We start from the raw sequence: 23,793 nt of genomic DNA on the forward strand, positions 1-23,793 counted from the left end.
CAATACAACGAAAAAACCGAAAGCAAAATAGAACATACCTGCTACAAGCAGGTTTTTCCTCGTCTCTGGCTACCGTCTTATTAATCAATAAAATGAATTTTCAATTATTTAACTGCATAAAAAAAGCGCCCTGAGGCGCCTTGTTATCAGATGGCGACGGGCGCCTTGATGCCGGGATGGGGGTCATAACCCTCGATCTCGAAATCCTCGAACTTGTAGTCAAAGATGGAGTCAGGTTTGCGCTTGATCACCAGGGTCGGCAGCGGGCGCGGCTCGCGGGATAGCTGCAGCGCAGTCTGCTCCATGTGGTTGGAGTAGAGGTGCACATCACCACCGGTCCAGACGAAGTCACCCACTTCCAGATCGCACTGCTGGGCCATCATGTGGGTCAGCAGGGCATAGCTGGCGATGTTGAACGGCAGGCCGAGGAACACATCACAGCTGCGCTGGTAAAGCTGGCAGGAGAGCTTGCCGTCCGCCACATAGAACTGGAAGAAGGCGTGGCAGGGAGCCAGCGCCATCTTGTCCAGCTCGCCCACGTTCCAGGCGGATACGATGATGCGGCGCGAATCAGGGTTGTGCTTGATGTCATCCACCGCCTTCTGGATCTGGTCGATGACAGACCCGTCAGCCGCAGGCCAGGAGCGCCACTGCGCGCCGTAAACCGGCCCCAGATCGCCATTCTCGTCGGCCCACTCATCCCAGATGCTGACGCCGTTTTCCTTCAGATAAGCGGTATTGGTATCGCCATTGAGGAACCAGAGCAGCTCGTGAATGATGGAGCGCAGGTGGCACTTCTTGGTGGTCACCAGCGGGAACCCCTCCGCCAGATTGAAGCGCATCTGATGGCCGAACAGGGAGACAGTACCGGTGCCGGTACGATCTGACTTGACGGTGCCCTCATCGAGGATTTTCTGCATCAGGTCGAGATAAGCTCGCATTATTTCGCCTCCTTCATGGCATTACCGAACAACTGCGGACGCTTGTAGGCGGCCCAGATCATCAGGGCACCGGCGATAATCATCGGGGTGGAGAGGATCTGGCCCATGCTGATCTCCTGGAAGTAGAGACCGAGCTGGCTGTCCGGCTGGCGCACAAACTCCACCAGGAAGCGGAACAGGCCGTAGAACAGCAGGAACATGCCGGAGATGGCACCGCGCGGCGGATTCTTGCGCCAGAACAGGTTGAGGATGATGAACAGCACCACCCCTTCCAGTGCGAACTGGTAAAGCTGGGAGGGATGACGCGGCTCGGGGCCGGCCTCCGGGAAGATGATGGCCCAGGGTACATCGGTGACCCGGCCCCACAGCTCGCCGTTGAGGAAGTTGCCGATCCGGCCAACACCGAGACCGAACGGAATGAGCGGTGCCACAAAGTCGGCCACGGTGAAGAAGTGGCGCTTGGTCTTGTGGGCAAACCAGATCATCGCGGTGATCACCCCGATCAGACCACCGTGGAACGACATACCGCCGGTCCAGATCTTGAACAGGTAGGTGGGATCCGCGAGGAAGAGATCGAAGTTGTAGAACAGCACGTAACCGACACGGCCCCCGAGGATCACCCCGAGGAAACCGTAAAACAGCAGATCAGACACCTCGTTGCGGGTCCAGCCGCTGTTCGGCGCATCGGCGCGACGGCCGGCAAGCCACATGGCAAACGCGAAACCGAACAGGTACATGAGACCATACCAGCGTACCGATAGTGGTCCCAAACTGAATGCTACGGGATCAATCTGCGAGAAAACCCAATATCCATCGTGCTGCATATGCGGCCCCAGTCAAAATAAAAGCCGCATTTTCCGATCATTCGTCAGCAGGGACAAGGCATGATTATCAATCACTCTGTTTCGATTTATGACCGGCTCGCAGCAAACCGCCCAAACCATGCTCCTCCAGATAGCGGGCAAACAGGCCGCGCAGTACGTGGGGGTTGTCATGTTTGAGGCCATCGGCCATCAGTTCGGTCAACTCGCTCAGGGTGGATTGACGCAGCACGTACTTGATCCGGGCGATGTTGTGGGTGTTCATACTGAAGCGGCGATAGCCCATGGCAAGCAACAGCAGCACACCGACCGGATCACCGGCCAACTCGCCACACACCGACACCGGCTTCTGGTAGCGATGGGAGGCATCAACCAGCTGTTGCAGGGCGCGGATCACCGCAGGATGGAAGGCATCATAGATGTTGGCAACCCGGGAATTGTTGCGATCTACCGCCAGCAGGTACTGGGTCAGGTCGTTACTGCCCACCGACCAGAAGTCGATGAGCGGCGCCATCTCCGGCAAGATAAAGAGGGCTGAGGGCACCTCGATCATCACCCCTAGGCTGGGGTAGCGGATCACTGCATCGCGGCTCGCCGCCTCTTCCGACACCTCTCGCCACGCCTGATCCAGCAGACGACGGGAGGCTTTGATTTCGCTGACGCTGCTGATCATCGGCAGCATGATGGCCAGATTGTCCAGCCCTTCACTGGCCCTCAGCATCGCCTTGAGCTGCACCAGAAACAGTTCGGGGTGATCCAGGGTGATCCGGATCCCCCGCCAGCCAAGGAAGGGATTTTCCTCGACGATGGGGAAATAGGGTAACGGCTTGTCGCCGCCCACATCCAGCGTCCGCATGCAGACCGGCCGGTTGCGGTAGGTCTCCAGAATGCCGCGATAGCGGGCAGTCTGCTCCCACTCGGAGGGGAAGCTCTCCTGCAGCATAAAGGGGATCTCGGTGCGATAGAGACCGACCCCGTCCGCCAGCTGATTGAGGGAGATCTCGGTATCGGCACTGAGCCCGGCGTTGAGCAGCAGAGAGACCTTGGTGCCGTCGGCCGTCTCGGATGGCAGGTTGTCGACGCTGCGCACCAGGGTATCGAGCGCCCGCTCTTCGCTCAGCAGCTGACGATACTCGGTCAGGATCACCTGATTGGGCTCGATGAAGAGATCGCCGCTGTAGCCATCGACGACCAGCATGCGACCACCGATGTCACCAAGGGGCAGATCTACCCCCATGATGGCGGCCACCCCCATGGCGCGGGCCAGAATGGCCGCATGGGAGTTGGTTCCCCCCTTGAGCGAGACCACCCCGGTCAGATACTCGCGGGGCACTTCCGCCAGAATGGTGGCTGTCACCTCGTCGGCGACCAGCACCACCGGCTCGCCGATGGAGATATGTTCCGGTTCATTCTGCACCAGTCGGCTGATCAGCCGCTGGGCAATATCCTTCACGTCGGTGGAGCGCTCCTGCAAGTAGGGATCCTTCATCCCCTTGAACTGCTCGATCAAGCGATCACTGATGAGCTTGACCGCAGAGACCGCAGTCCAGTGCTCCTTGCTCACCTTGTTGCGAATCGGCTTGATGTAGCCGGGATCGTTCAGCAGATGGAGGTAGATATCGAAAATCGCCACCGAATCCTGGCTGTAGCTCTCGCGAAAACGCAGCGCCAGACTCTCCAAGTCGTGCCGCACCTCCTCAACCGCCAGCTCCAGCCGCGCCAGCTGGCTGGCATGGTCTTCATCCTTGCGCGGGGTAATGGACGAGAGCGCTTTGCGGGGCCGCCACACCCAGGCCTTGGCCATGGCGATGCCGCTGGCACCGGCAATACCGCGCAGCGGCTTGCTCCAGTCGGTCTTCTGCAACCACCCCTTGGCTTGCGCCTGGGCGATCCGCGCCGCCAGCTGGGCCGCCAGGGTGACCATGAAGGACTCTTCTCCCTCATCGAAGCGGCGACTCTCCTTCTGCTGCACCACCAGAATGCCGACCACCTGACGCTGGTGCATGATGGGGGCACCGAGGAAGGAGCGGAACGCCTCTTCGGCAACATCGGGCAGGAATTTGAAACTGGGGTGCGCGGGGGCATCAGCCAGGTTGATCAGCTCTTCCCGCTGACCCACCAGACCAACGATACCCTGCTCGTAGGGCAGGGTCACCTTGCCGACCGCGGACGGGGCCAAGCCGTCGGTAGCCGCCAGGCGATAGCGGCGCACCTCGGGTTCCGAGACATAGACGGAGCAGCAGTCCACTGCCATGGCGTGCCGGGTCTGGCTCACCAATGCCTGTAAGGCCTGCTCGAGGGTATTGGCCTCGGCCATGCTCTCGACGATGCGTCTCAGTTCCGTTAACAACTAATCTGTGCTCCTTAACGGGCGCGGTTGCGCCGCCCATCCTTCTTGTTGACCTGCACTGCCGGCACTGGCATCGCCAGCGGGGCAAACTCTTTCATGACCCGGCGATAAACCTCCCGCTTGAACGAGACGACCTGACGCACCGGGTACCAGAAGCTGACCCAACGCCAATCGTCAAATTCGGGATGGCCATGACAACCGAACTGGATCCGCGACTCCTTGCCCGAATTCAGCTGTAACAGGAACCATTTTTGTTTTTGGCCAATACAGACCGGTGAACTGTCCCAGCGGACAAGACGTTTGGGTAAACGGTACTTTAGCCAGTTACGACTGGTGGCCATGATGGTCACATCTTCGGGCTTGAGGCCAATCTCCTCATACAGCTCTCGATACATGGCCTGCTCTGGCGTTTCACCATCATCAACCCCCCCCTGCGGAAACTGCCAGGAGTGCTGCCCATAGCGTTTAGCCCACAACACTTGTCCTTCACGGTTACAGATCACGATACCGACATTGGGACGAAATCCGTCGCCATCAATCACGTGATCACCTTATAAAGGCTGAATCTATAAGGAGATTGTTCCACATTCACTCCGTGGCAGCAAACAAGGAGTGAATCCCCTGTTTCATGAATAACTTTCAATTTCAAACATACTTATAAACAAATCCAAGGATCCGCTACCCCAAGTTGCCCACCCAGGCTGTGCATAAAGCTGTTAGCAAACGGGTATATACAGTACTTTTAAACTGTACGCGAAAAGTGCCTCTCCGCATCACCACGCGACACAAAATATAAAAAATCATTATTTTTCATTATCTTGAGATAAAACAACTGGATCTAGATCCATGTTCCCCCAAGAGCCTGATCCATGATCCGGATTGTGAACAAGTTCAACTGCTCAAAGATCCACCGCGGCGAAATTATCCACAGGAGTGGCACAATATCTACCCCGTTTAGCCTGTAAAAATGGGGTGGCATTCACAATTTTTTGTAACATATCAGCGACTCCAACCACTTTCATCCACTTATCCAAGATTTCTGTGGATAACTGTGTGTAACATCATGCACAAACCCTTGGACAACTATTTAGAGGTCAAACCAGACCAGGATCACTACTCGATAAAATAGACAAAATCCTTTAAAATCATAATGATGAGTTAAAAGCCCCCAAATTCTCTGCATTTGATCTTATCCACTCAGGATCGGTTATAAAAACAGCGATCCTTCTCGGGATCCTCCCCTGTTAGAATATGGCGAGCAAGATGGAGCCAACTATGCCAAGCAATCCCCAATCCGAGCAGGAGTTATTGAGCCGCGCCTATGCCATGGCCGGCTTCACGCTGGCGCAGCTGGCCGCCGAGGCTGGCGTCGCTGTGCCCAAAGACCTGCGCCGTGACAAGGGGTGGGTCGGTCAGTTGATCGAGCTGCAACTGGGGGCCAGCGCCGGGAGCAAGCCGGAGCAGGACTTCCCGGAGCTGGGGATCGAACTCAAGACGATCCCCGTGGATCCTCAAGGCAAACCGCTGGAGACCACCTTCGTCTGCGTCGCCCCGCTGATCGGCGTCAGCGGCCAGCGCTGGGAGGAGTCCAACGTGCGTAACAAGCTCTCCCGGGTGCTCTGGATCCCGGTGGAAGGCAGTCGGGAGATCACGGTTGGCGAGCGGCGGGTCGGCATGCCGCTGATGTGGAGCCCGAATGAAGAGGAAGATCGGCTACTGCGTCAGGACTGGGAGGAGCTGATGGACATGATAGTGCTGGGAGAAGTGGAGCAGATCAGCGCACGCCACGGCCAGGTGATGCAACTGCGGCCCAAGGCGGCCAACAACAAGGCGCTGACTCGCGCCATCGGCCGCGATGGTCAACCCATCATGACCCTGCCACGCGGCTTCTATCTCAAGATCGACTTTACCCACAGTTTGCTGCAACGCTATTTTGCCTTGCCGACTTGATCTGCCTTATCAACATCTTTGTCATATGGTGGTATAAAAATAGACAGGAGCCATTTTTAACTCACAGACAAGGAGGCGTCATGCCACTGATCAAACAGTTTTTGAAGTCCAAGCCCGAGGTCAAGGTGACCTTTGCAGTAGAGAAAGAGGCGGCTGCAGGGGCGGAACAGGTGATGCTGATCGGCGAGTTCACCCAGTGGCAACCGGTCGAGCTGAAACGCATGAAGAGCGGCGAGTTCAAAGCCACCCTCAATCTGCCGACCGACGGCCCGGGCTACTTTGAATATTGCTACCAGCTCATCACTCCGGAAGGTGAGACCCTCTACGAGAATGACTGGGCTGCGGACGACTATGTGCCTGGCCCTTTCGGGCGTGACAACTCGGTGGTACGGGTCATCCAATAACGGCAACCAGAGAGCCAATAGACGGATACAAAAAAGGCTCGCCATTGGCGAGCCTTTTCACTACCTGTCGAGCTATTTGCCGACATACCGACACCAATTCGAATCGAATTAGTTGAGCTTCTCTTTGATACGAGCAGCTTTGCCGGACAGGTTGCGCAGGTAGTACAGTTTGGCGCGGCGAACATCACCACGACGCTTCAGTTCTACACTGTGGATCAGCGGAGAGTGAGTCTGGAATACACGCTCAACACCTTCGCCGTTGGAGATCTTGCGAACGGTGAAAGCAGAGTGCAGACCGCGGTTACGCTTGGCAATAACGATGCCTTCGAAAGCCTGCAGACGCTCTTTACCACCTTCTTTAACACGAACTTGAACACGTACAGTGTCGCCCTGGGCAAAAGCCGGGATGTCGGTACGCAGTTGCTCTTGTTCAAGCTGCTGAATAATCTTGCTCATTGTCTTTCCTTACCTAGGATAAACTGAAAACTCTACTTAACGCTGTCACGCACTTCGCGGACATACTCGGCAAGAAGTGATTCTTGCTCGTCAGTCAGAGCTAGGTTGTTAATAAGTTCCGGCCTTCTTTGCCAGGTTCGTCCGAGCGACTGCTTGAGACGCCAGCGTCGAATCACTTCGTGATTGCCGCTTGTCAGCGCCTCGGGCACCGCCAATCCATCCAACACCTCCGGCCGAGTATAGTGGGGATGATCCAGCAAGCCATCCGTAAAGGAGTCTTGCTCGGCACTGGCCTGATCACCCAAGACTCCTGGAACCAGACGCGAAACCGCATCGATCAGGGTCATGGCAGGCAACTCGCCACCACTTAACACGTAATCCCCGATAGACCACTCTTCGTCGACTTCGGTTTGTATCACGCGTTCATCGATACCTTCGTATCGACCGGCTACCAGAATCAGTTTCTGATTCGTCGCCAACTCGGTCACGCCCGCTTGAGTCAGCTTGCGTCCCTGAGGAGAGAGATAGATGACTTTCGCCCCGTCTCCCGCCGCTTGCTTGGCTGCATGAATCGCGTCACGCAGCGGCTGAACCATCATTAACATGCCGGGCCCACCACCATAAGGACGATCATCGACCGTACGGTGTTTATCGTGGGTAAACTCCCGGGGGTTCCAGCACTCAATCTGCAGCAGGCCACTCTTGACGGCCCGACCCGTTACCCCGTGCTCGGTAATGGCTCGGAACATTTCAGGGAAGAGGCTAATGACCCCAATCCACATAAGAAACCTCCGGCACCCGTGTTAGCGCGGGAAACTAGAAACCAGGATCCCAATCAACTTCGATTGTTCGAGCAGTCAGATCAATATTCTTGATCACCTGCTCTTCCAGGAACGGAATCAACCGCTCCTTTGCACCAAAGGCATCTTTTACATTGGCCTCAACCACCAACACATCGTTGGAGCCGGTTTCCATCAATTCGGTCACCTTGCCCAAGTCGTATCCCTTAGTGGTCACTACCGAGCAACCAATCAGGTCACGCCAGTAGAACTCACCTTCAGGCAACGCAGGCAACAGATCGGCGGGTACGCCAATCTCGACATTGGTCAATGCCAGGGCATCTTCGCGCACATCAATACCATCGAGTTTGCAAATCAGACCCTTGTTGTGACGTTTCCAGGATGAAACCCGGATTTCACGCCACACCCCGTTCTGATTAATCAGCCAGGGGTTGTAATCGAAAATCGCTTCGGCAACATCGGTGAAGGAGTTCACTTTAAGCCAGCCCTTGATGCCATAAACGGTACCCAGGGTGCCCAGAACTACAGGTTTTTCCACCTTAACTCCTTACCGTTGGGCTGATTAAGCAGCTTTTTTAGCGTCTTTGATCAGCTTGGCAACGCGGTCAGAAACAGCGGCACCAGTAGCAACCCAATGCTCGATACGAGCCAGGTCCAGGTTCAGCTTTTCAGCTTGACCAGCAGCAACCGGGTTGAAGAAACCAACGCGCTCGATGAAGCGACCGTCACGGGCGCAACGGCTGTCAGAAACTACTACCTGGTAGAACGGACGCTTTTTCGCGCCACCACGTTGTAAACGAATGGTTACCATATCGTCCTCATTAACATCTAATGAACAAGGCCCGCAAACACGCGGACCCTAGCTTAAAATAAGCCGCGTAATTCTACTTGGATTCGTAATAATTGCAACCAAGCCAGCCATTTTTTGCGCAGAGCGGCAATGAAAAGGGGCCTGCCACTGCAGACCCCCATCAACACGCAGGCCGGATCAGAACGGGCCGCGACCGCCACCGAAACCGGGGGGCATCATGTTCTTCATCTGGCTCATCATCTTGCGCATGCCGCCCTTGCCGGACATTTTCTTCATCATGCGCTGCATCTCGGTGAACTGCTTGAGCAGCTTGTTCACATCCTGCACCTGCATGCCGGAACCTGCTGCGATACGGCGTTTACGGGACCCCTTGATGAGATCGGGATGGGCGCGCTCCTTGGGCGTCATAGAGCTGATGATCGCCTCCATCCGCACAGTGAGCTTGTCATCCATCTGATCTTTCACGTTATCCGGCAGCCTGGACATGCCGGGCAGCTTGTCGAGCATCCCCATCATGCCGCCCATGTTGCGCATCTGGGCCAGCTGCTCGCGGAAATCTTCCAGATCGAAGCCCTTGCCGCTCTTGACCTTGCTGGCCAGCTTGGCCGCTTTCTCTTTATCGACGTTGCGCTCGACCTCTTCGATAAGAGAGAGCACATCGCCCATACCGAGGATGCGGGAGGCGAGACGATCCGGGTGGAACGGCTCCAGCGCATCGGTCTTTTCACCCATACCGATAAACTTGACCGGCTTGCCGGTGATGTGACGTACCGACAGCGCGGCACCACCACGGGCGTCGCCATCCGCCTTGGTGAGGATGACACCGGTGAGCGGCAGCGCTTCATTGAACGCCTTGGCGGTGTTGGCAGCATCCTGACCGGTCATGGCATCCACCACGAACAGGGTCTCGACCGGCTTGATGGTGGCATGCAGATCCTGGATCTCGGCCATCATCTCGCTATCAACGTGCAGACGACCGGCAGTATCGACGATCACCACGTCATAGAATTTCTTGCGCGCCTGATCGATGGCTGCGGTGGCGATATCGACCGGCTTCTGGCTGGCATCGCTTGGGAAGAAGTCGACACCGATGTCATTGGCCAAGGTTTCCAGCTGTTTGATCGCCGCCGGACGATAAACGTCAGCACTGACCACCAGCACCTTCTTCTTGCTGCGCTCTTTGAGCAGCTTGGCCAGTTTGCCAACCGTGGTTGTCTTACCGGCCCCCTGCAGACCGGCCATCAGGATGATCGCTGGCGGCTGGGCAGCCAGGTTGAGCTGTTCGTTGGCCTCCCCCATCACGGTGACCAGTTCACCGTGCACAATCTTGATGAATGCCTGGCCCGGGCTCAGGGATTTGGCCACTTCCTGCCCGACTGCGCGCTCTTTGACACGCGCCACGAAATCACGCACGACCGGCAGGGCGACATCCGCCTCGAGCAGCGCCATGCGGACTTCACGCAGGGTTTCCTTGATATTGTCTTCGGTCAGGCGACCACGGCCACTGACATTGCGCAAGGTGCGCGAGAGTCGTTCAGTCAAATTCTCAAACATGACGGATTCCGGTTCTTGGCGTAATAAATTGGGGGCATTATAACCCAGAGCTGGCGCGAGGACGATTATTCACCGCACCGCAGCAGCAGGGAGCTTCTCCCTATATATGGGCAGATCGGCCGTTGCACAACTGGCGAGCACTTCTCGTGCAAGGTATACTGCCCCTCTTACCCTCAAAAGCTTGTGCAACAACGACCTGGTTATGATCGTAATCTCTGTTCTGGCCCTGGCGTTTTATCTGCTGGCCATCATCGCCTCCCTGCATCTGTTACTGAGCGCCAAGCCGGTGGGACAGCGCTCCCTGTTTGCCTGTATCGGATTGGCTCTGATCGCCCATGCCAGCGCCCTCGGTTCAGAGGTATTGCAGAGTTACGGCCAGAACCTGAGCATGCTCAACGTTGCCTCGCTGGTCAGCCTCATCATCAGTTGCTTCATGACTTGCGTGACCCGCCGCTTCAACGGCTGGATCCTGCTGCCGGTGGTCTACAGCTTCTCGGCCATGTTGCTGGCTGCCAGCGCCTTGATCCCTGGTCGCTACATAACCCATCTGGAGGCCCATCCCCAGCTGTTGCTGCACATCGGCCTCGCCCTGATGGCCTACTCGGTATTGATGATCGCCTGTCTGTTTGCGCTGCAGCTCGCCTGTCTGGACAAGCAACTAAAATCTCGAAAAATCAGCAACCTGCCAGCCATGCCACCACTAATGACGGTGGAGAAACGGCTGTTTCAGTTGATCTTTGCAGGGGTGCTGCTACTGACACTCTCCATCGCCTCCGGCCTCTTCTTCCTCGAAGATATGTTCGCCCAGGGCAAGTCTCACAAGGCAGTGCTCTCCATCCTGGCATGGTGTGTCTACGTGTTGCTGCTGTGGGGACATCACACCTATGGCTGGCGCGGCCGTAAAGTCATCACACTCAGTCTGATCGGCAGCTTCATCCTGACTCTTGCCTACTTTGGCAGCCGCTTCGTCAAAGAAGTGCTGTTGAGCTGACACCTATACTCTTTTAGCCATACCATCCAACAGGAGCCCTTTTTGGACAGCATCTCAACGAGTACATTACTGATTGTTCTCGTTATCTTGATCCTTCTTTCCGCCTTTTTCTCCAGTGCCGAAACCGGCCTGATGTCCATCAACCGCTACAAACTGCGGCATCTGGCACAAACCAAACACAAAGCCGCACGTCGCGTCGAGCAACTGCTCGCCCGCCCCGATCGCCTGCTGGGACTGATCCTGATCGGCAACAATCTGGTCAATATCCTCGCCTCCGCCATCGCCACCATCGTCTGTATCCGGCTGTTTGGTGATCTCGGGGTCGCCATCGCCACCTTCGGGCTGACCCTGGTGGTACTGGTATTCGGTGAAGTGACCCCCAAGACCCTGGCCGCCATGTTTCCGGAGAAGATCGCCTATCCCGCCTCCTGGATCCTCAAGGGGCTGATGGTGCCGCTCTCACCGCTGGTCTGGCTGATCAACGGCATCACCAGCGGCCTGCTCAAGATGCTGAAGATCAATCCCAACAAGGATGACTCCCTCAACACCGAGGAGCTGCGCACCATCGTCAATGAGGCGGGTAACCTGATCCCCCAGCGTCATCAGGAGATGCTGCTGAGCATTCTGGATCTCGACAAGATGCTGGTCGAGGACATCATGGTGCCACGCAGCGATATCTACGCCATCGACATCAACGATGACTGGAAGAGCATCCAGCGCCAGCTGGCCCACTGCGCTCACACCAAGATCCTGCTCTATCGCGACAATATCGACGACGTTGTCGGCTTTTTGCACGCGCGCGATGCCCTGCGACTGGTAGCCAGGGATCAGTTCAACAAATCGAGCCTGTTGCGGGAAGTGGACGAGATCTACTTCATTCCGGAAGGAACGCCGCTCAACGTGCAACTGGCCAAATTCCAGCGCAACAAGGAGCGAATTGGCCTGATCGTCGACGAATACGGCGATATTCAGGGGCTAATCACTCTGGACGACATTCTGGAAGAGATCGTGGGCGACTTCACCACCTCCATGACGCCAGCGCCGAGCGACGAGATCCATCCACAGTCAGATGGTTCTTATCTGGTCGAAGGCTCAGCCAATATTCGTGAGCTGAACAAGGAGATGAACTGGCACCTGCCCATCGACGGCCCGCGTACCCTCAACGGCCTGATCCTCGAATATCTGGAGGAGATCCCCCAGCCCAACATCGGGATCCGGTTGGCCGGTTATCCTATCGAGATCCTCGATGTGGAGAACAACATGGTGAAGATGGCGCGGATCATGCCGGCATCGTACCGGGCGGAGTCGGATTCACAAGATTGAAAAAGGGCTGCCAGTGGCAGCCCTTTTCTATTGCTCATCGTCATCATCCGGCTCCAGCACCAGCGTCGGGATCAACTCACCAAACACCCGTTGCAGCTCGTCACGATTGGCCAGCAGGTCTTGCAGCGTATAGCTGTCCATCACCGCCAGAAACGCATCCATCGCCTCTTTCAGCGCACTCTTGAGCAGACAGACAGAGACGATGTGACAAGCGGGCGAACCGCAGTCAATGCCGTCCAGATTGCCTTCCAGCGCCCTGATCACCTGCCCGATATTGATGGTGGCGGGATCGCAAGCCATACGAATACCGCCATTCTTGCCACGCTGGGATTGCAGATAGCCCAGCTTCACCAGCTGATTGACCACCTTCACCATGTGGTTGCGGGAAACGCCATACAGGGCCGATACCTTGGCAACGCTCGACAACTCCCCTTCCGGCAGGGTGGCAAGATAGAGCAGGGCTCTCAATCCAAAATCTGTATAACTGGTTAGTCTCATAAAACCTGATTAGCGCGATGCGAAAAGTGGAGTATTGATTCAAATCAAATAAACATCTAGGATGCCACTTATTAAATGACATTTTATATGTTCAATTAGAACGAGGCCCCTATGCTAGATCAAACCACCGTTGCCGTCATCAAAAGCACTATTCCGCTGCTCGAATCGGCAGGCCCTGCCCTCACCCAGCACTTCTACCAGCGGATGTTCAGCCATAACCCGGAGCTGAAAGATATCTTCAACCTGGCCCATCAACGCAGTGGCGGCCAGCCGCTGGCCCTGTTCAATGCAGTCGCCGCGTATGCCAAGAATATTGACAATCTGGGGGCACTCGCCGGTGCGGTCGAGCGGATTGCGCACAAACATACCGGATTCCTGATCCAGCCGGAACAATATCACATTGTAGGTAGTCATCTCTTGGCCACGCTCAAAGAATTGGGCGGAAGTGCGGTCACCGACGAGGTGCTGGAGGCATGGGGCAAGGCGTATGGCGTGCTGGCAGACATCTTCATCGGCCGCGAGCGAGAGATCTATCAGGAGAAGGCCAATCAGGATGGCGGCTGGCAAGGTACCCGCACCTTCATCATCAAAGAGAAGCGGGCCGAGAGCTCCCTCATCACCTCCTTCCTGCTGGCACCGGAAGATGGTAAGCCAGTGTTGGCCTTCAAACCGGGCCAATACCTCAGCATCAAGCTGGTTCACCCCGAGCTGGAATATCAGGAGATCCGCCAGTACTCCCTCTCAGATGCCCCCAACGGGCAGGATTACCGCATCAGCGTCAAACGCGAGCCACAGGGTCAGGTCTCCAACCTGCTGCACGATCACCTGCAGGCGGGTGACAAGATCGAAGTGATGCCCCCCACCGGCGATTTCTACCTGAAAGCCGACAGCCAGACCCCGGTGGTACTGCTCTCCGCCGGTGTCGGCGTGACACCGATGATGAGCATGCTCAACCAGCTGCTGGCGAGCGGCCATCAGGCTGATATCACCTGGCTACACGCCTGCGAACAGGGTGCTGTACACGCCTTCCGGGAGGATATTCAGCAAAAATCCCGCCAGCATCCCAACTTGCTGAGCCGGGTCTGGTATCGGGAGCCGGAGGCCAGTGATGTGCAGGGTCAAGATTACGATCTGGCCGGCACCATGGATCTGACTGCCGTGAAGGAGCGCATCACGCCGCAGGCCCACTACTACTTCTGTGGCCCTGTCGGCTTCATGCAAGAGATCAAGCGGCAGCTGCTGGCTGCTGGGGTACCAACGGGGCAGCGCCATTACGAAGTTTTTGGCCCCCACCAAGATCTCTAAAGCGCGGGCAGCCATATAACAGAGGGAGGTTCCGGCCTGTCATGGCACGGCGGCTGGAACCGGACCCACAGGTGCAGATCTGTGGGTCATTTTTTTTGGATCAGTGCATCGCCTTGGCGCGGGCCACCACGTTGGCCGGCATCCTGTTGCCAAGACGGTTGAGCAGAGTCGCCGCCTTCTGGTGCAGCGCCTTGTCACCTATGACGGAGCCATGGAGCCAGCGATAGGCGTCCTCATAATCGAGCGGACTGCCCATCCCCTGCAACAGCATCTCGACCCACTCGATGCGAGCCCGCAGAAAACCGAGGCTGGCTGCCTCGCGCATCAGGGTCTCGGCTCGCACCAAATCCTTCTGCACCAAAGTTCCTTTCCAGTAGTAGCGGCCCAACTGCTCCAGCGCCGGCGCCAACCCCTGATTGGCCGCCTCCCACATGTATTGCACCCCGATCTCGGCATTGGGTTTGGTACAGACACCCCACGCCAGCATATCCCCCCAGAGGAATTGATAGGCCGGGATCTTCATCACCGAGGCGCGTGCTTCGATATCCTGCGTCAGCTGACAGCGATCCTGCTTCACCTGAGTGAGGTGGCGCCCCTGCTCAATCCAGTTGAGCAGCTCGTCCTGACGATAGAGCGGCACCGCCTGCAACTCGCCTGCGGCCAGAGGTGCGGGAGGCGCCACCACAGCGGCAGACTCCGCCGGTTTTGGCAGCGGCGCGGCCCCCTCGCCACTGCTGGCAACGGGAGTGACCGGCTCGGCCGGAAGCAAGACGGGGACGGCCTCAGAGGGCGCTGGCGTAGCAGCAGAGACAGGCGCCGTTGCCACCGCAGCACTGCTTGTAGTCGGTACCGATGCAGTTGCTGCAGGCGCATCGCTCGATACGGCAGCCGATACCGCTTCGGCACCATAGAGGGGCGCGGTGAATGCACCGACAAGAATGAGTAGGGTAAGGGGTTTCATCATAAGGATCTCCTGCTGCACTCTGTTATCGGCACCAAGCCCCATCCCCTTAGCCTGCCGGGCGGATCTCATCAATACAAAAGGGAGCCGAAGCTCCCTTGTTGGACGGTTGACCCGCTTACTTGACGAAATCGACACCCAGCTGGATATCGGCTTTCAGGGTAGCCAGCATGCCTTCCATCGCTTCCTGCTCGAAGGCGCTCAGCTTGCCGTAATCCAGTACGGTTTCGACGCCGTTCTTGCCCAGCAGTACCGGCTGCGCGAAGAAGGTGGCGTGCTCGCCGTTGCCTTCCACGTAGGCGCACTCGACAACGTTGGCTTCGCCCTGCAGACCCTTGATGAGGGAGAGACCGAAACGGCAAGCCGCCTGACCCATGGAGAGGGTCGCAGAACCACCACCGGCCTTGGCTTCTACCACTTCGGTACCGGCATTCTGGATGCGCTTGGTCATGGCTGCCACTTCTTCAGCGGTGAAGGAGGCGCCTTCAATCTGGGAGAGCAGCGGCAGAATGGTGACGCCACTGTGACCACCGATCACATTGACGCGTACCTTGTCGATGTTCAACCCTTTGGCGGCGGCCACGAAGGTCTCGGCGCGGATCACGTCCAGAGTGGTGACACCGAACAGACGACGCTTGTCATAGACACCGGCTTTCTTCAGCACTTCGGCGGCGATGGCCACAGTGGTGTTGACCGGGTTGGTGATGATGCCGATCAGCGCTTTCGGGCAAGTGGCCGCGCACTTCTCGACCAGATTTTTGACGATACCGGCGTTAATGTTGAACAGGTCGGAGCGATCCATCCCCGGCTTGCGTGCCACACCGGCGGAGATCAGCACCACATCGGCCCCAACCAGCGCAGGAGTCGGATCTTCACCGCAGAAGCCCTTGATGGCGACGTCGGTAGGAATATGACTGAGGTCAACGGCCACACCCGGGGTGACCGGGGCGATGTCATACAGGCTCAGCTCGGAGCCAGCCGGCAGACGGTTTTTCAACAGCAGAGCGAGGGCTTGACCGATGCCACCAGCGGCACCCAGAACGGCAACTTTCATGATCAACTCCATGTTTAAGCGTAGGTTTAAGGTTGTTTGTTGTTGTGCGCCCAACCTTAATGGATCCCCCCATAAAAAACAATCTGATAACAGTTGCAGTCACGGGTTCTGTGAGCCACGAAACATGCGGGAGCAAAAATTGGAGGGAAATACAAAAAGTTGGAGGAGAAGCACAGTTTTTCTGCACTTCTCCTTACCATAAAGAGGTAGATCTGAGGATCTCAGGATTGGAATGCCAGCGCCCGTTTTTCACACCAGCGAAAACCAATTGTTAACAATCCGTTCATCGCCAGATAAAGCCCGCCAGCCACCCCGAACACCGCCAGGGTATCGTAGGTCTGGGCGTTCAACCCCTGCGCCAGCCCCATGATGTCCATGATGGTGATGGTACTGGCGAGGGAGCTCCCCTTGAGCACCAGGATCACCTCATTGGAGTAGGCAGGCACCAGATGACGGGCGGCGTGGCGCACCTTCATCCACAAGGTCTGGCGGCCATTAAAACCAAGTGCACGACACGCCTCTACTTCACCGGCCGGGATGGCATCGAGCGCCCCCTTGAACAACCGGGTGGAGTAGGCCGCCGTGTTGAGACCCAGCGCCAGCACGGCGCAGAACCAGGGCTGCTTGAGCAGCGGCCAGAGCGGGCTGGCTTTCAGCCACTCGAACTGGCCCGGCCCGTAGTAAATCAGGAAGATCTGAATGAGCAGCGGCGTACCGGTAAAGAGCAGCACCCACAGCTGCACCAGCTGGGTCGCCACCGGCAGGCGCAGCTCCAGCACCCAGGTCATCAGGGCCGCCAACACAATCCCCAGCAGCAGACTGAACAGGGTCAGCTCCAGCGTGGTGACCAGACCGCCCAGCAACGTAACGAGATACTCTTGCATCAGTTAGCCTCCGTAGCGGCGGGTGTAGCGGGCAGCCAGCCCGAGGCCATATTCACTCACCAGACTGATGGCCAGATAGATGAGGGCCGCAGCGGCATACCAGGTGAAAGGCTCATAGGTACTGGCCGAGGCCATCTGGGCCTGACGCATCATCTCGTTGACCCCGATAAGCGACACCAGCGCGGTATCTTTCAGCAACACCAGCCACTGGTTGCCGAGGCCCGGCAGGGCATGGCGCCACGCCTGCGGCAACACGATGCGAAAGAAGATGTGGCTCTTGCTCAACCCCAACGCCAGCGCCGCCAGCCGTTGACCTGAAGGCACCGCATTAAGCGCCGCCCGCAGGGTCTGGGTCGCATAGCTGGCGAACAGCAGGGAAAGCGCCAGCACGCCACAGGCGAACGGACTGAACTCCACATACTCGCCAGTGATGAGGAACAGCACCTGGGTCGAACCGAAATAGATGAACAGCACCACCAGCAACTCGGGCAGGCCACGGATCAGCGTGGTCAGGGTGGCCACCGGCCACACCAGCGCACGCTGCTTGCTGAGCTCGGCGGCACTGAACGCCAGTGCCAATACCATGCCCCCGACCAGTGATGCCAAGGCCAGCCCGAGGGTCATCCAGGCTGCATCCAACAACAGGCTCAACATGGCTTACTGCGCGAAGTATTTGTCGAAGATTTTCTGATAGGTGCCGTTGGCCTTGATCTCGGCCAGCCCCTTGTTCAGCTGGGTCAGCAGCTCCTGATTGCCCTTGGCGACCGCGATGCCAAAGCCGGTACCGAAGTACTTGGCATCGGTCACCGGCGCACCCACCACCGCATACTCCTTGTGCTGCTTCAGCCAGTCGGCAGCAACGGCAGTATCGGCAAACACGCCGTCGGTACGGCCGTTCATCATGTCGAGGAAGGCGCTCTGGTAGCTGGCGTAGGGCACGGTCAGCAGCCCCTTGCTCACCCAGTTATCCACCAGATAGGACTGGTGGGAGGTGCCGTTCTGCACACCGACTGTCTTGTCGACCATCTCTTCCGGCCCCTTGAAGGCACCTTTCTTGGCGACGAATACTGCCGAGTTCTCGTAGTAGATGTCGGAGAAATCGACCTGCGCGGAGCGCTCCGGGGTCACATCCATGGCGGCGATGGCGGCATCGTAGCGACGGAATTTGAGGCTGGGGATCAGGCTGTCAAAGGCCTGGTTGTGGAAGCTGCATTCCAGCTTGGCCTGCTCGCAGATGGCGCGGGCCAGATCGATGTCAAAACCCTGAAACTCGTTCTTGTCATCCAGGTATTCGAACGGTGCGTAGGTGGCCTCGGTGGCGAACTTGATCTCTTTGGCCATGACGGAGGTACTCAACAGGCCCATGGCAGCAACCAACAACAGACTCTTTTTCATGACAGCTTCCTTATCGATTCAATATCAATGCATCAAGAATTCGGCAAACCGGCTGGTTTGCGGGGATTGGAAAATGGCAGCGGTGCCGGATTCGATGATCCGCCCCTTCTCCAGATAAATCACCTGACTGGCCACCTTGCGGGCAAAGTCGACCTCGTGGGTCACCACCACCTGGGTAATGCCGGTCTGGCTCAGGTTGCGGATGATCTCGGCCACCTCCTTGGTGATCTCGGGATCGAGGGCGGCAGTCGGCTCGTCAAACAGCAGCACTTCCGGGTCCATCATCAGGGTACGGGCAATGGCCACCCGCTGCTGCTGACCGCCGGAGAGACGGGCAGGCCAGGCATCGCGCTTGTCGGCCAGTTGCAGCTGGGCCAGCAGGTAGGCCCCCTTCTCGATGGCGGCCTCCTTGCTCATGCCGAGCACCTTGACCGGCGCTTCAATAAGATTCTCCATCACAGTGAGATGTGGCCAGAGATTGTACTGCTGGAACACCATCCCCACCTTGCGACGCAGCAGTTGGGACTGGCGGTTGAATTCGGCAGCAGAGAGGGAGTTCGGGAAAGAAAATTCACTTTCGCCAATCCGCAGAACACCCGCATCCGGGGTATCCAGCAGGTTCATCATCCGTAGCAGGGAACTCTTGCCAGCACCGCTCGGGCCCAGCAACACCAAGGTTTCACCGGGGGATGTCCGAAAGCTGACCTGTTGCAGAACCGGCACCTTGTGCCAGGACTTCTCGATACCTATTAATTCAATACCCATACAGCCCAATTGAATAAGTTTTCAAAATTTCATCCCGATTCTATCCCTAATAAAGGTTGATGCAAGCCATTTTTGAATCAATATGCAGAACAAGCGCCGCTTCCTTGCAAAAAACGGCATATGAATGCAAAATGGCCCCGCTGTTCGTATCTGCCGCCTGTATCGCACAGGCCGCCACACCTCCTCATTCGTGAGACCAAGATGAAACACAACGACAAGCAAGAAAAACTGGCCAAGGCCTTTAAAGCCTTGCTGAAAGAAGAGCGCTTTGGCTCCCAGGCAGAAATCGTCACCGCCCTGCAAGAGCTGGGCTTCGAGAACATCAACCAGTCCAAGGTATCGCGCATGCTGAGCCGCTTCGGCGCCGTTCGCACTCGCAATGCCAAGATGGAGATGGTCTACTGCCTGCCGGTGGAACTGGGCGTGCCCACCACCTCCAGCCCGCTCAAGAATCTGGTGCTGGACGTCGATCACAACGGCGCACTGGTGGTGATCCACACCAGCCCGGGCGCAGCCCAGCTGATCGCCCGCCTGCTCGACTCCCTCGGCAAGGCAGAGGGGATCCTCGGCACCATCGCCGGTGATGACACTATCTTCATCACCCCGACCAGCGACACCGATATCGAAGAGCTCTACCTCTCCGCCCTCGAGTTGTTCGAACAGACGCCGTAATGGCCGCTACCGCGTCATAGCGGTCACGCCAGAACGAAAAATCCCGGCCAAGGCCGGGATTTTTGTTTTTCTGCAGCTTCGTCAGGCGGGCTTATTTGCCCTGCGCCATCAGAAAACCCTCCGATGGGGCGAAGAAAGCCGCGCCGGTCACTGCCTTGGTGAAACGCAGCAGGTGATCGAAGTGGCTGCCCTCCCCCTTGTACATGCTGGCCAGCATGGCGTTGAAGTGCTGCTGAGTGCGGCAGCAGGAGATGAAGTAGAGCCCCTGCTCGGTCATGGTGCCCCAGGGCATGCTCTGGCGCAGGATCTCCATGGACTCCCCTTTCGGGGTCTTGAGGTTGACCCGCTTGATGTGGGCGGTCAGCGGCTTGGCGGCAGATTCATACTCGATGTTGTCGGGCTTGGTGCGACCGATAATGTCTTCCTGCTCTTTTTGCGCCAGCTTCTCCCAGTCGCTCATGGCGTGGACCCAGCGCTGGACGTGAATGTAGGAGCCACCGGCAAACTCGCCATCGGCCAGCAACGCCACTTCGGCACGGTGCTCATCCTGCGGGTTCTCGGTGCCGTCAACGAAACCGGTCAGGTCACGGAAATCCAGGTTGCGGAAACCGCGCACCTCTTCGGCCAGCTCTACCAGTCCGGCCAGCAGTGCCATCACACGGTGACCGGCGTGGTGCAGCACATCCACCCGATCGGCGCGCAGCTGAATAAAGAGATCAAACGGGGTGTTGGGGGCTTCCTGACCGTTGGCGGATTGCGCCATAAAGCTGCGGAACTGGGGCGGACGGGCGGCAGGGTAGAGACCATCCCAGGCATCGGCGCCAACGGCAACCAGACCGCTGAACCCGGCATCGGGGAAATCGGCAGCCACCGCCTGCCACAGGGCGGGCAGTTTGGCCAGACGGCCGACCAGTTCGGCGGCATCGCCGGTGCGATTGAACATCAGATAGAGGGCGTGCAGATTCGGCTCTGCGCAGATCCCGGCTTGGGCTTTCATATATCTCTCCCCTGAGTAGGCGTTAGCGTTACGGGCTATTTGCGTTGCGCGATTATAAACCAGAGTGGATCCAGTTCTTTGATTTCACGACGATATCACGCGTTCAGGGCAAAGGGTCAAACAACACCAGCCCATGGGGGGCAACCTTGATCCGTGCCCGCATCCCATCAAGGGGCTCACCAATGCTCGCCTCCAGCTGCAGATCGCCACACTCGAACAGCACCCGGCAGTGGTGGCCGAGGAACTGCTGCTCCACCACCTTGAGCTCGCCATCTGCGGCGCTCTCCAGCAGCAGTTGCTGGGGTCTGAGCATCAGCTGCAACTGCTCGCCCACCACCCGGCCATGGGGCTCGCTGCCACAGATGACCCCGAGCGCCGTCTGCACGCAGTGGCTGTCCACCACCTCGGCAGCCAGATAGTTGACCCCGCCGAGAAACTCCGCCACGAAGCGGTTTTGCGGGCGGCGATAGAGCTGCTCCGGCTGGCCCACCTGCTCGATGTGACCGGCGCGAAACAGCGCTAGCCGATCGGCGAAGGCAAACGCCTCCTCCTTGCTGTGGCTGACGAAGATGGCGCCGATCCCCTGCTGCTTGAGCAGGGCGCGGATCTCGAGGATCAACTTCATCCGCACCTGGGTATCGATGTTGGAGAAGGGCTCATCCAGCAGCATCAGCCGTGGCTTGCACACCAGCGCCCGGGCGATAGCCACTCGCTGCTGCTGGCCACCGGAGAGCTGGTGAGGATAACGATCCCCCAGCCCCTGCAGATTGACCAGCGCCAGCGCCTCGTCCACCTGCTGCTGGCGGGCACCGCGGTCGAGTTTGGTCAGACCGAAGCCGACGTTGTCGGCCACAGTCAGGTGGGGGAAGAGGGCGTAATCCTGAAAGATCATCCCGATATTGCGCGCCTCGGGCGGCACGCTGGCACCCGGCCCGTCGAGCAGGGTATCGCCGAGGCGAATCGAGCCCTCTGCCAGCGGCAGCAGCCCGGCGATGGCCTTGAGCAGCGTGGTTTTGCCGCAGCCACTGGCTCCCAGCAGGCAGACGATCTCGTTGTCTGCCACCGTCAGGGAGAGCTGCTCCAGCACATTGCGGCCGTTGTAACGGCAGCTGACATTTTCAACCTGCAAACAGGACAAGGCTGACTTCCTCTCGTTTCTGGCGGCGCGCTGCCTTTCGGTTCAGCACACCGCATGCAATTTCATTGACCGACGCGGCGACTCAGTGGCCCGGACTATCCAGACTGCGGTTGACCCAGATCAGCGGCAACAGTCCCACCAGCACAATGACGATAGCCCCCAGCGCGCCGCGCTCCAGCATCTCGTCCGAGACAAACTGATAGACGTGAGTCGCCAGAGTATCGAAGTTGAACGGCCGCAGCAGCAGAGCGGCGGGCAGCTCCTTCATGGATTCGATGAATACCAGCATGGCACCGGCAAACAGACCACGGCGCACCAGCGGCAGATGGACCCGCCGCAGCATGCCGCCATCCCCCTGCCCCAAGGAGCGGGCTGCCATGTCGAGACTGGGGGAGATCTTGCCCATGCTGCTCTCCACCGAGCCGATGGCGATGGCCACGAAGCGCACCAGATAGCCGAACACGATGGCGGTGATGGTGCCGGTCAGCAGCAAGCCCGGCCCCTGACGCCCGAGCCACTCGGCCAGATCGTTGATGGCAAAGTCGAGGGCGGTGAGCGGCACCAGCACCCCGATAGCGAGCACGGTGCCCGGCATGGCGTAGCCCATGGCGGCGATGCGCAGGGGCAGCAAACTCTTGAACCCGCCATCGAGACGGCGGAAGAAGCCGAGCAGCAGGGCGATGCCCATCGCCAGCAGAGCGGTCAGCGCCGAGATAGCCAAACTGTTGCCGGCGAAGCGGACAAACTCCGGCGTCCACGACAACTCGAAGTAACGCACGCCGTAATCGAGTAGGATGACGAATGGCAGGCCGAAACCGGCCAGCACCAGCCCCCAGCACCAGAGACCGGCCAACCAACGGCCAATCCCCTTGAGCGGATAGCGCAGCGGCTGCTCATGGCCCATGGACTTCTGGAACACCTGCTGCCGACTGCGCGAGCGGCGCTCCAGCGCGATCAGCAGCACCACAGCCAGCAGCATCAGGCAGGAGAGTTTGGCCGCGGTGGCCAGACTACCGTAGCCGAGCCAGGTGTCGTAGACCGCCGTGGTCAGGGTGTTGATGGCAAAGAAGTGGACGGTGGCGAAATCGGCCAGCGTCTCCATGGCCACCAGCGATACCGCCACCATGATGGCGGGGCGCGCCAGCGGCAGACTGAGGCGGCGAAAACTCTGCCACGGGGTACAGCCGAGCAGGCGGCTGGAGTGGATCAGGCTGACTGACTGCTCGAGAAAAGAGGCGCGGGTCAGCAGATAGACATAAGGGAACAGCACCAGCGCCAGCACCCAGGCGGCGCCGCCAAGGGAGCGAATGGCCGGAAACCAGTAATCGGCAGGACTGTTCCAGCCAAATAGTGCTCGCAACCCGGCCTGTAGCGGGCCCGAGTAATCGAGCAAGTCGGTATAGACGTAGGCGACGATATAGGAGGGCATCGCCATCGGCAGCATCAAGGCCCACTGCAAAGCGCGCCGCCCCGGCACCTGACACATGGCCACCAGCCAGGCGGTGGGCACGCCAAATAGCAGGCTTAGCAATACTACGCCGACCACCAGCCCCAGGGTATTGCCCAGATAATCGAGCAGCACGGTATCGGCGAGGTGGCGAAAGAGATCTCCCTCAGCCGAGAAGGCAGAGAAAAGCAGGGCTATAACCGGTAAACCCAGCAGCAGGGCGATGGCCCAGCTGCCGGTCATCCATCCAAAATTTTTCATGAGACCACAGATGTT

At 58.2% G+C, this 23,793-nt stretch carries 25 protein-coding genes; 6 read left to right on the forward strand and 19 right to left on the reverse strand.

Features of this window, described 5'->3' with window-relative positions; genetic code table 11:
- Nucleotides 1-146 precede the first annotated feature (146 nt).
- The 4 genes from thyA to rppH form a co-directional block, all read right to left on the reverse strand.
- Nucleotides 147-941, reverse strand: coding sequence for a thymidylate synthase (gene thyA, locus ACTG2O_RS00585; RefSeq protein ID WP_019445582.1), 795 nt, complete (start codon nucleotides 939-941; stop codon nucleotides 147-149).
- A complete protein-coding gene (gene lgt / locus ACTG2O_RS00590) occupies nucleotides 941-1,765 on the reverse strand; it encodes a prolipoprotein diacylglyceryl transferase (RefSeq protein WP_041201849.1) in 825 nt (274 codons plus the stop codon). The genes thyA and lgt overlap by 1 nt, the downstream gene beginning before the upstream one ends.
- A gap of 67 nt (nucleotides 1,766-1,832) precedes the next feature.
- Nucleotides 1,833-4,112 carry a phosphoenolpyruvate--protein phosphotransferase gene (gene ptsP / locus ACTG2O_RS00595; RefSeq protein WP_005340422.1) on the reverse strand — a complete coding sequence of 760 codons (2,280 nt, stop codon included), beginning with the start codon at nucleotides 4,110-4,112 and terminating at the stop codon, nucleotides 1,833-1,835.
- Between the two features lie 14 nt (nucleotides 4,113-4,126).
- The gene (gene rppH, locus ACTG2O_RS00600) at nucleotides 4,127-4,654 is read right to left on the reverse strand and encodes an RNA pyrophosphohydrolase (RefSeq protein ID WP_005340421.1); all 528 of its coding nucleotides are present in this window, start codon (nucleotides 4,652-4,654) and stop codon (nucleotides 4,127-4,129) included.
- 733 nt (nucleotides 4,655-5,387) lie between these two features.
- Between rppH and mutH the strand changes: the two genes are divergently transcribed.
- Together mutH and ACTG2O_RS00610 are read left to right on the forward strand one after the other, a co-directional pair.
- A complete protein-coding gene (gene mutH / locus ACTG2O_RS00605; protein WP_019445583.1) occupies nucleotides 5,388-6,062 on the forward strand; it encodes a DNA mismatch repair endonuclease MutH in 675 nt (224 codons plus the stop codon).
- 80 nt (nucleotides 6,063-6,142) lie between these two features.
- On the forward strand, nucleotides 6,143-6,466 hold the full coding sequence (locus ACTG2O_RS00610) for an isoamylase early set domain-containing protein (RefSeq protein ID WP_019445584.1): 324 nt from the start codon (nucleotides 6,143-6,145) through the stop codon (nucleotides 6,464-6,466).
- 108 nt (nucleotides 6,467-6,574) lie between these two features.
- Here ACTG2O_RS00610 and rplS read toward each other — a convergent pair whose 3' ends face one another.
- The 5 genes from rplS to ffh all read right to left on the reverse strand — a co-directional run bounded on the left by rplS (nucleotide 6,575) and on the right by ffh (nucleotide 10,087).
- A complete protein-coding gene (gene rplS, locus ACTG2O_RS00615) occupies nucleotides 6,575-6,922 on the reverse strand; it encodes a 50S ribosomal protein L19 (protein ID WP_005313505.1) in 348 nt (115 codons plus the stop codon).
- A gap of 32 nt (nucleotides 6,923-6,954) precedes the next feature.
- A complete protein-coding gene (trmD, locus tag ACTG2O_RS00620; RefSeq protein ID WP_005340400.1) occupies nucleotides 6,955-7,704 on the reverse strand; it encodes a tRNA (guanosine(37)-N1)-methyltransferase TrmD in 750 nt (249 codons plus the stop codon).
- A 34-nt stretch (nucleotides 7,705-7,738) separates the two neighbouring features.
- Nucleotides 7,739-8,260, reverse strand: a complete 522-nt coding sequence (rimM, locus tag ACTG2O_RS00625; RefSeq protein WP_019445585.1) for a ribosome maturation factor RimM — start codon at nucleotides 8,258-8,260, stop codon at nucleotides 7,739-7,741.
- 24 nt (nucleotides 8,261-8,284) lie between these two features.
- The gene (gene rpsP, locus ACTG2O_RS00630) at nucleotides 8,285-8,533 is read right to left on the reverse strand and encodes a 30S ribosomal protein S16 (protein WP_005340392.1); all 249 of its coding nucleotides are present in this window, start codon (nucleotides 8,531-8,533) and stop codon (nucleotides 8,285-8,287) included.
- A 177-nt stretch (nucleotides 8,534-8,710) separates the two neighbouring features.
- On the reverse strand, nucleotides 8,711-10,087 hold the full coding sequence (ffh, locus tag ACTG2O_RS00635) for a signal recognition particle protein (RefSeq protein ID WP_019445586.1): 1,377 nt from the start codon (nucleotides 10,085-10,087) through the stop codon (nucleotides 8,711-8,713).
- Nucleotides 10,088-10,289: 202 nt separating this feature from the next.
- Here ffh and ACTG2O_RS00640 point away from each other — a divergent pair, with 202 nt between their 5' ends.
- Nucleotides 10,290-11,078, forward strand: a complete 789-nt coding sequence (locus ACTG2O_RS00640) for a cytochrome C assembly family protein (protein ID WP_439975211.1) — start codon at nucleotides 10,290-10,292, stop codon at nucleotides 11,076-11,078.
- A 42-nt stretch (nucleotides 11,079-11,120) separates the two neighbouring features.
- Nucleotides 11,121-12,401, forward strand: coding sequence for an HlyC/CorC family transporter (locus ACTG2O_RS00645; RefSeq protein ID WP_005348906.1), 1,281 nt, complete (start codon nucleotides 11,121-11,123; stop codon nucleotides 12,399-12,401).
- A 27-nt stretch (nucleotides 12,402-12,428) separates the two neighbouring features.
- Here the strand turns inward: ACTG2O_RS00645 and ACTG2O_RS00650 are convergent, their stop codons facing one another.
- Nucleotides 12,429-12,899 carry an Rrf2 family transcriptional regulator gene (locus ACTG2O_RS00650; RefSeq protein ID WP_058057978.1) on the reverse strand — a complete coding sequence of 157 codons (471 nt, stop codon included), beginning with the start codon at nucleotides 12,897-12,899 and terminating at the stop codon, nucleotides 12,429-12,431.
- A 111-nt stretch (nucleotides 12,900-13,010) separates the two neighbouring features.
- Between ACTG2O_RS00650 and hmpA the strand changes: the two genes are divergently transcribed.
- Nucleotides 13,011-14,204, forward strand: a complete 1,194-nt coding sequence (gene hmpA / locus ACTG2O_RS00655) for an NO-inducible flavohemoprotein (protein ID WP_439975212.1) — start codon at nucleotides 13,011-13,013, stop codon at nucleotides 14,202-14,204.
- Between the two features lie 100 nt (nucleotides 14,205-14,304).
- Here hmpA and ACTG2O_RS00660 read toward each other — a convergent pair whose 3' ends face one another.
- From ACTG2O_RS00660 to ACTG2O_RS00685, 6 genes are all read right to left on the reverse strand, one after another.
- Nucleotides 14,305-14,889: a tetratricopeptide repeat protein gene (locus ACTG2O_RS00660; protein ID WP_123174217.1), complete on the reverse strand. Its 585-nt coding sequence runs from the start codon at nucleotides 14,887-14,889 to the stop codon at nucleotides 14,305-14,307.
- Nucleotides 14,890-15,283: 394 nt separating this feature from the next.
- On the reverse strand, nucleotides 15,284-16,219 hold the full coding sequence (mdh, locus tag ACTG2O_RS00665; protein ID WP_005340384.1) for a malate dehydrogenase: 936 nt from the start codon (nucleotides 16,217-16,219) through the stop codon (nucleotides 15,284-15,286).
- Between the two features lie 221 nt (nucleotides 16,220-16,440).
- A complete protein-coding gene (gene artM, locus ACTG2O_RS00670; RefSeq protein WP_005348902.1) occupies nucleotides 16,441-17,103 on the reverse strand; it encodes an arginine ABC transporter permease ArtM in 663 nt (220 codons plus the stop codon).
- A gap of 3 nt (nucleotides 17,104-17,106) precedes the next feature.
- Nucleotides 17,107-17,757: an arginine ABC transporter permease ArtQ gene (gene artQ / locus ACTG2O_RS00675; protein WP_043826111.1), complete on the reverse strand. Its 651-nt coding sequence runs from the start codon at nucleotides 17,755-17,757 to the stop codon at nucleotides 17,107-17,109.
- 3 nt (nucleotides 17,758-17,760) lie between these two features.
- Nucleotides 17,761-18,498 (reverse strand): transporter substrate-binding domain-containing protein, encoded by a 738-nt coding sequence (locus ACTG2O_RS00680; RefSeq protein ID WP_019445594.1) that lies wholly within the window; start codon nucleotides 18,496-18,498, stop codon nucleotides 17,761-17,763.
- 24 nt (nucleotides 18,499-18,522) lie between these two features.
- Nucleotides 18,523-19,263: an ATP-binding cassette domain-containing protein gene (locus ACTG2O_RS00685; RefSeq protein WP_005357971.1), complete on the reverse strand. Its 741-nt coding sequence runs from the start codon at nucleotides 19,261-19,263 to the stop codon at nucleotides 18,523-18,525.
- Between the two features lie 201 nt (nucleotides 19,264-19,464).
- On the opposite strand from ACTG2O_RS00685, the gene argR reads away from it, so the two are divergent.
- Nucleotides 19,465-19,935: a transcriptional regulator ArgR gene (gene argR, locus ACTG2O_RS00690; protein ID WP_005340378.1), complete on the forward strand. Its 471-nt coding sequence runs from the start codon at nucleotides 19,465-19,467 to the stop codon at nucleotides 19,933-19,935.
- A 91-nt stretch (nucleotides 19,936-20,026) separates the two neighbouring features.
- Here the strand turns inward: argR and ACTG2O_RS00695 are convergent, their stop codons facing one another.
- The 3 genes from ACTG2O_RS00695 to ACTG2O_RS00705 all read right to left on the reverse strand — a co-directional run bounded on the left by ACTG2O_RS00695 (nucleotide 20,027) and on the right by ACTG2O_RS00705 (nucleotide 23,778).
- On the reverse strand, nucleotides 20,027-20,932 hold the full coding sequence (locus ACTG2O_RS00695) for a Dyp-type peroxidase (RefSeq protein WP_421342469.1): 906 nt from the start codon (nucleotides 20,930-20,932) through the stop codon (nucleotides 20,027-20,029).
- A 103-nt stretch (nucleotides 20,933-21,035) separates the two neighbouring features.
- Nucleotides 21,036-22,070, reverse strand: coding sequence for an ABC transporter ATP-binding protein (locus ACTG2O_RS00700; RefSeq protein WP_201902585.1), 1,035 nt, complete (start codon nucleotides 22,068-22,070; stop codon nucleotides 21,036-21,038).
- An 82-nt stretch (nucleotides 22,071-22,152) separates the two neighbouring features.
- Nucleotides 22,153-23,778, reverse strand: coding sequence for an ABC transporter permease (locus ACTG2O_RS00705; protein WP_439975213.1), 1,626 nt, complete (start codon nucleotides 23,776-23,778; stop codon nucleotides 22,153-22,155).
- Nucleotides 23,779-23,793 lie beyond the last annotated feature (15 nt).

It is taken from the genome of Aeromonas sp. 61P (genome assembly GCF_051919545.1).
In the GTDB taxonomy this organism is placed as follows: domain Bacteria; phylum Pseudomonadota; class Gammaproteobacteria; order Enterobacterales; family Aeromonadaceae; genus Aeromonas; species Aeromonas veronii.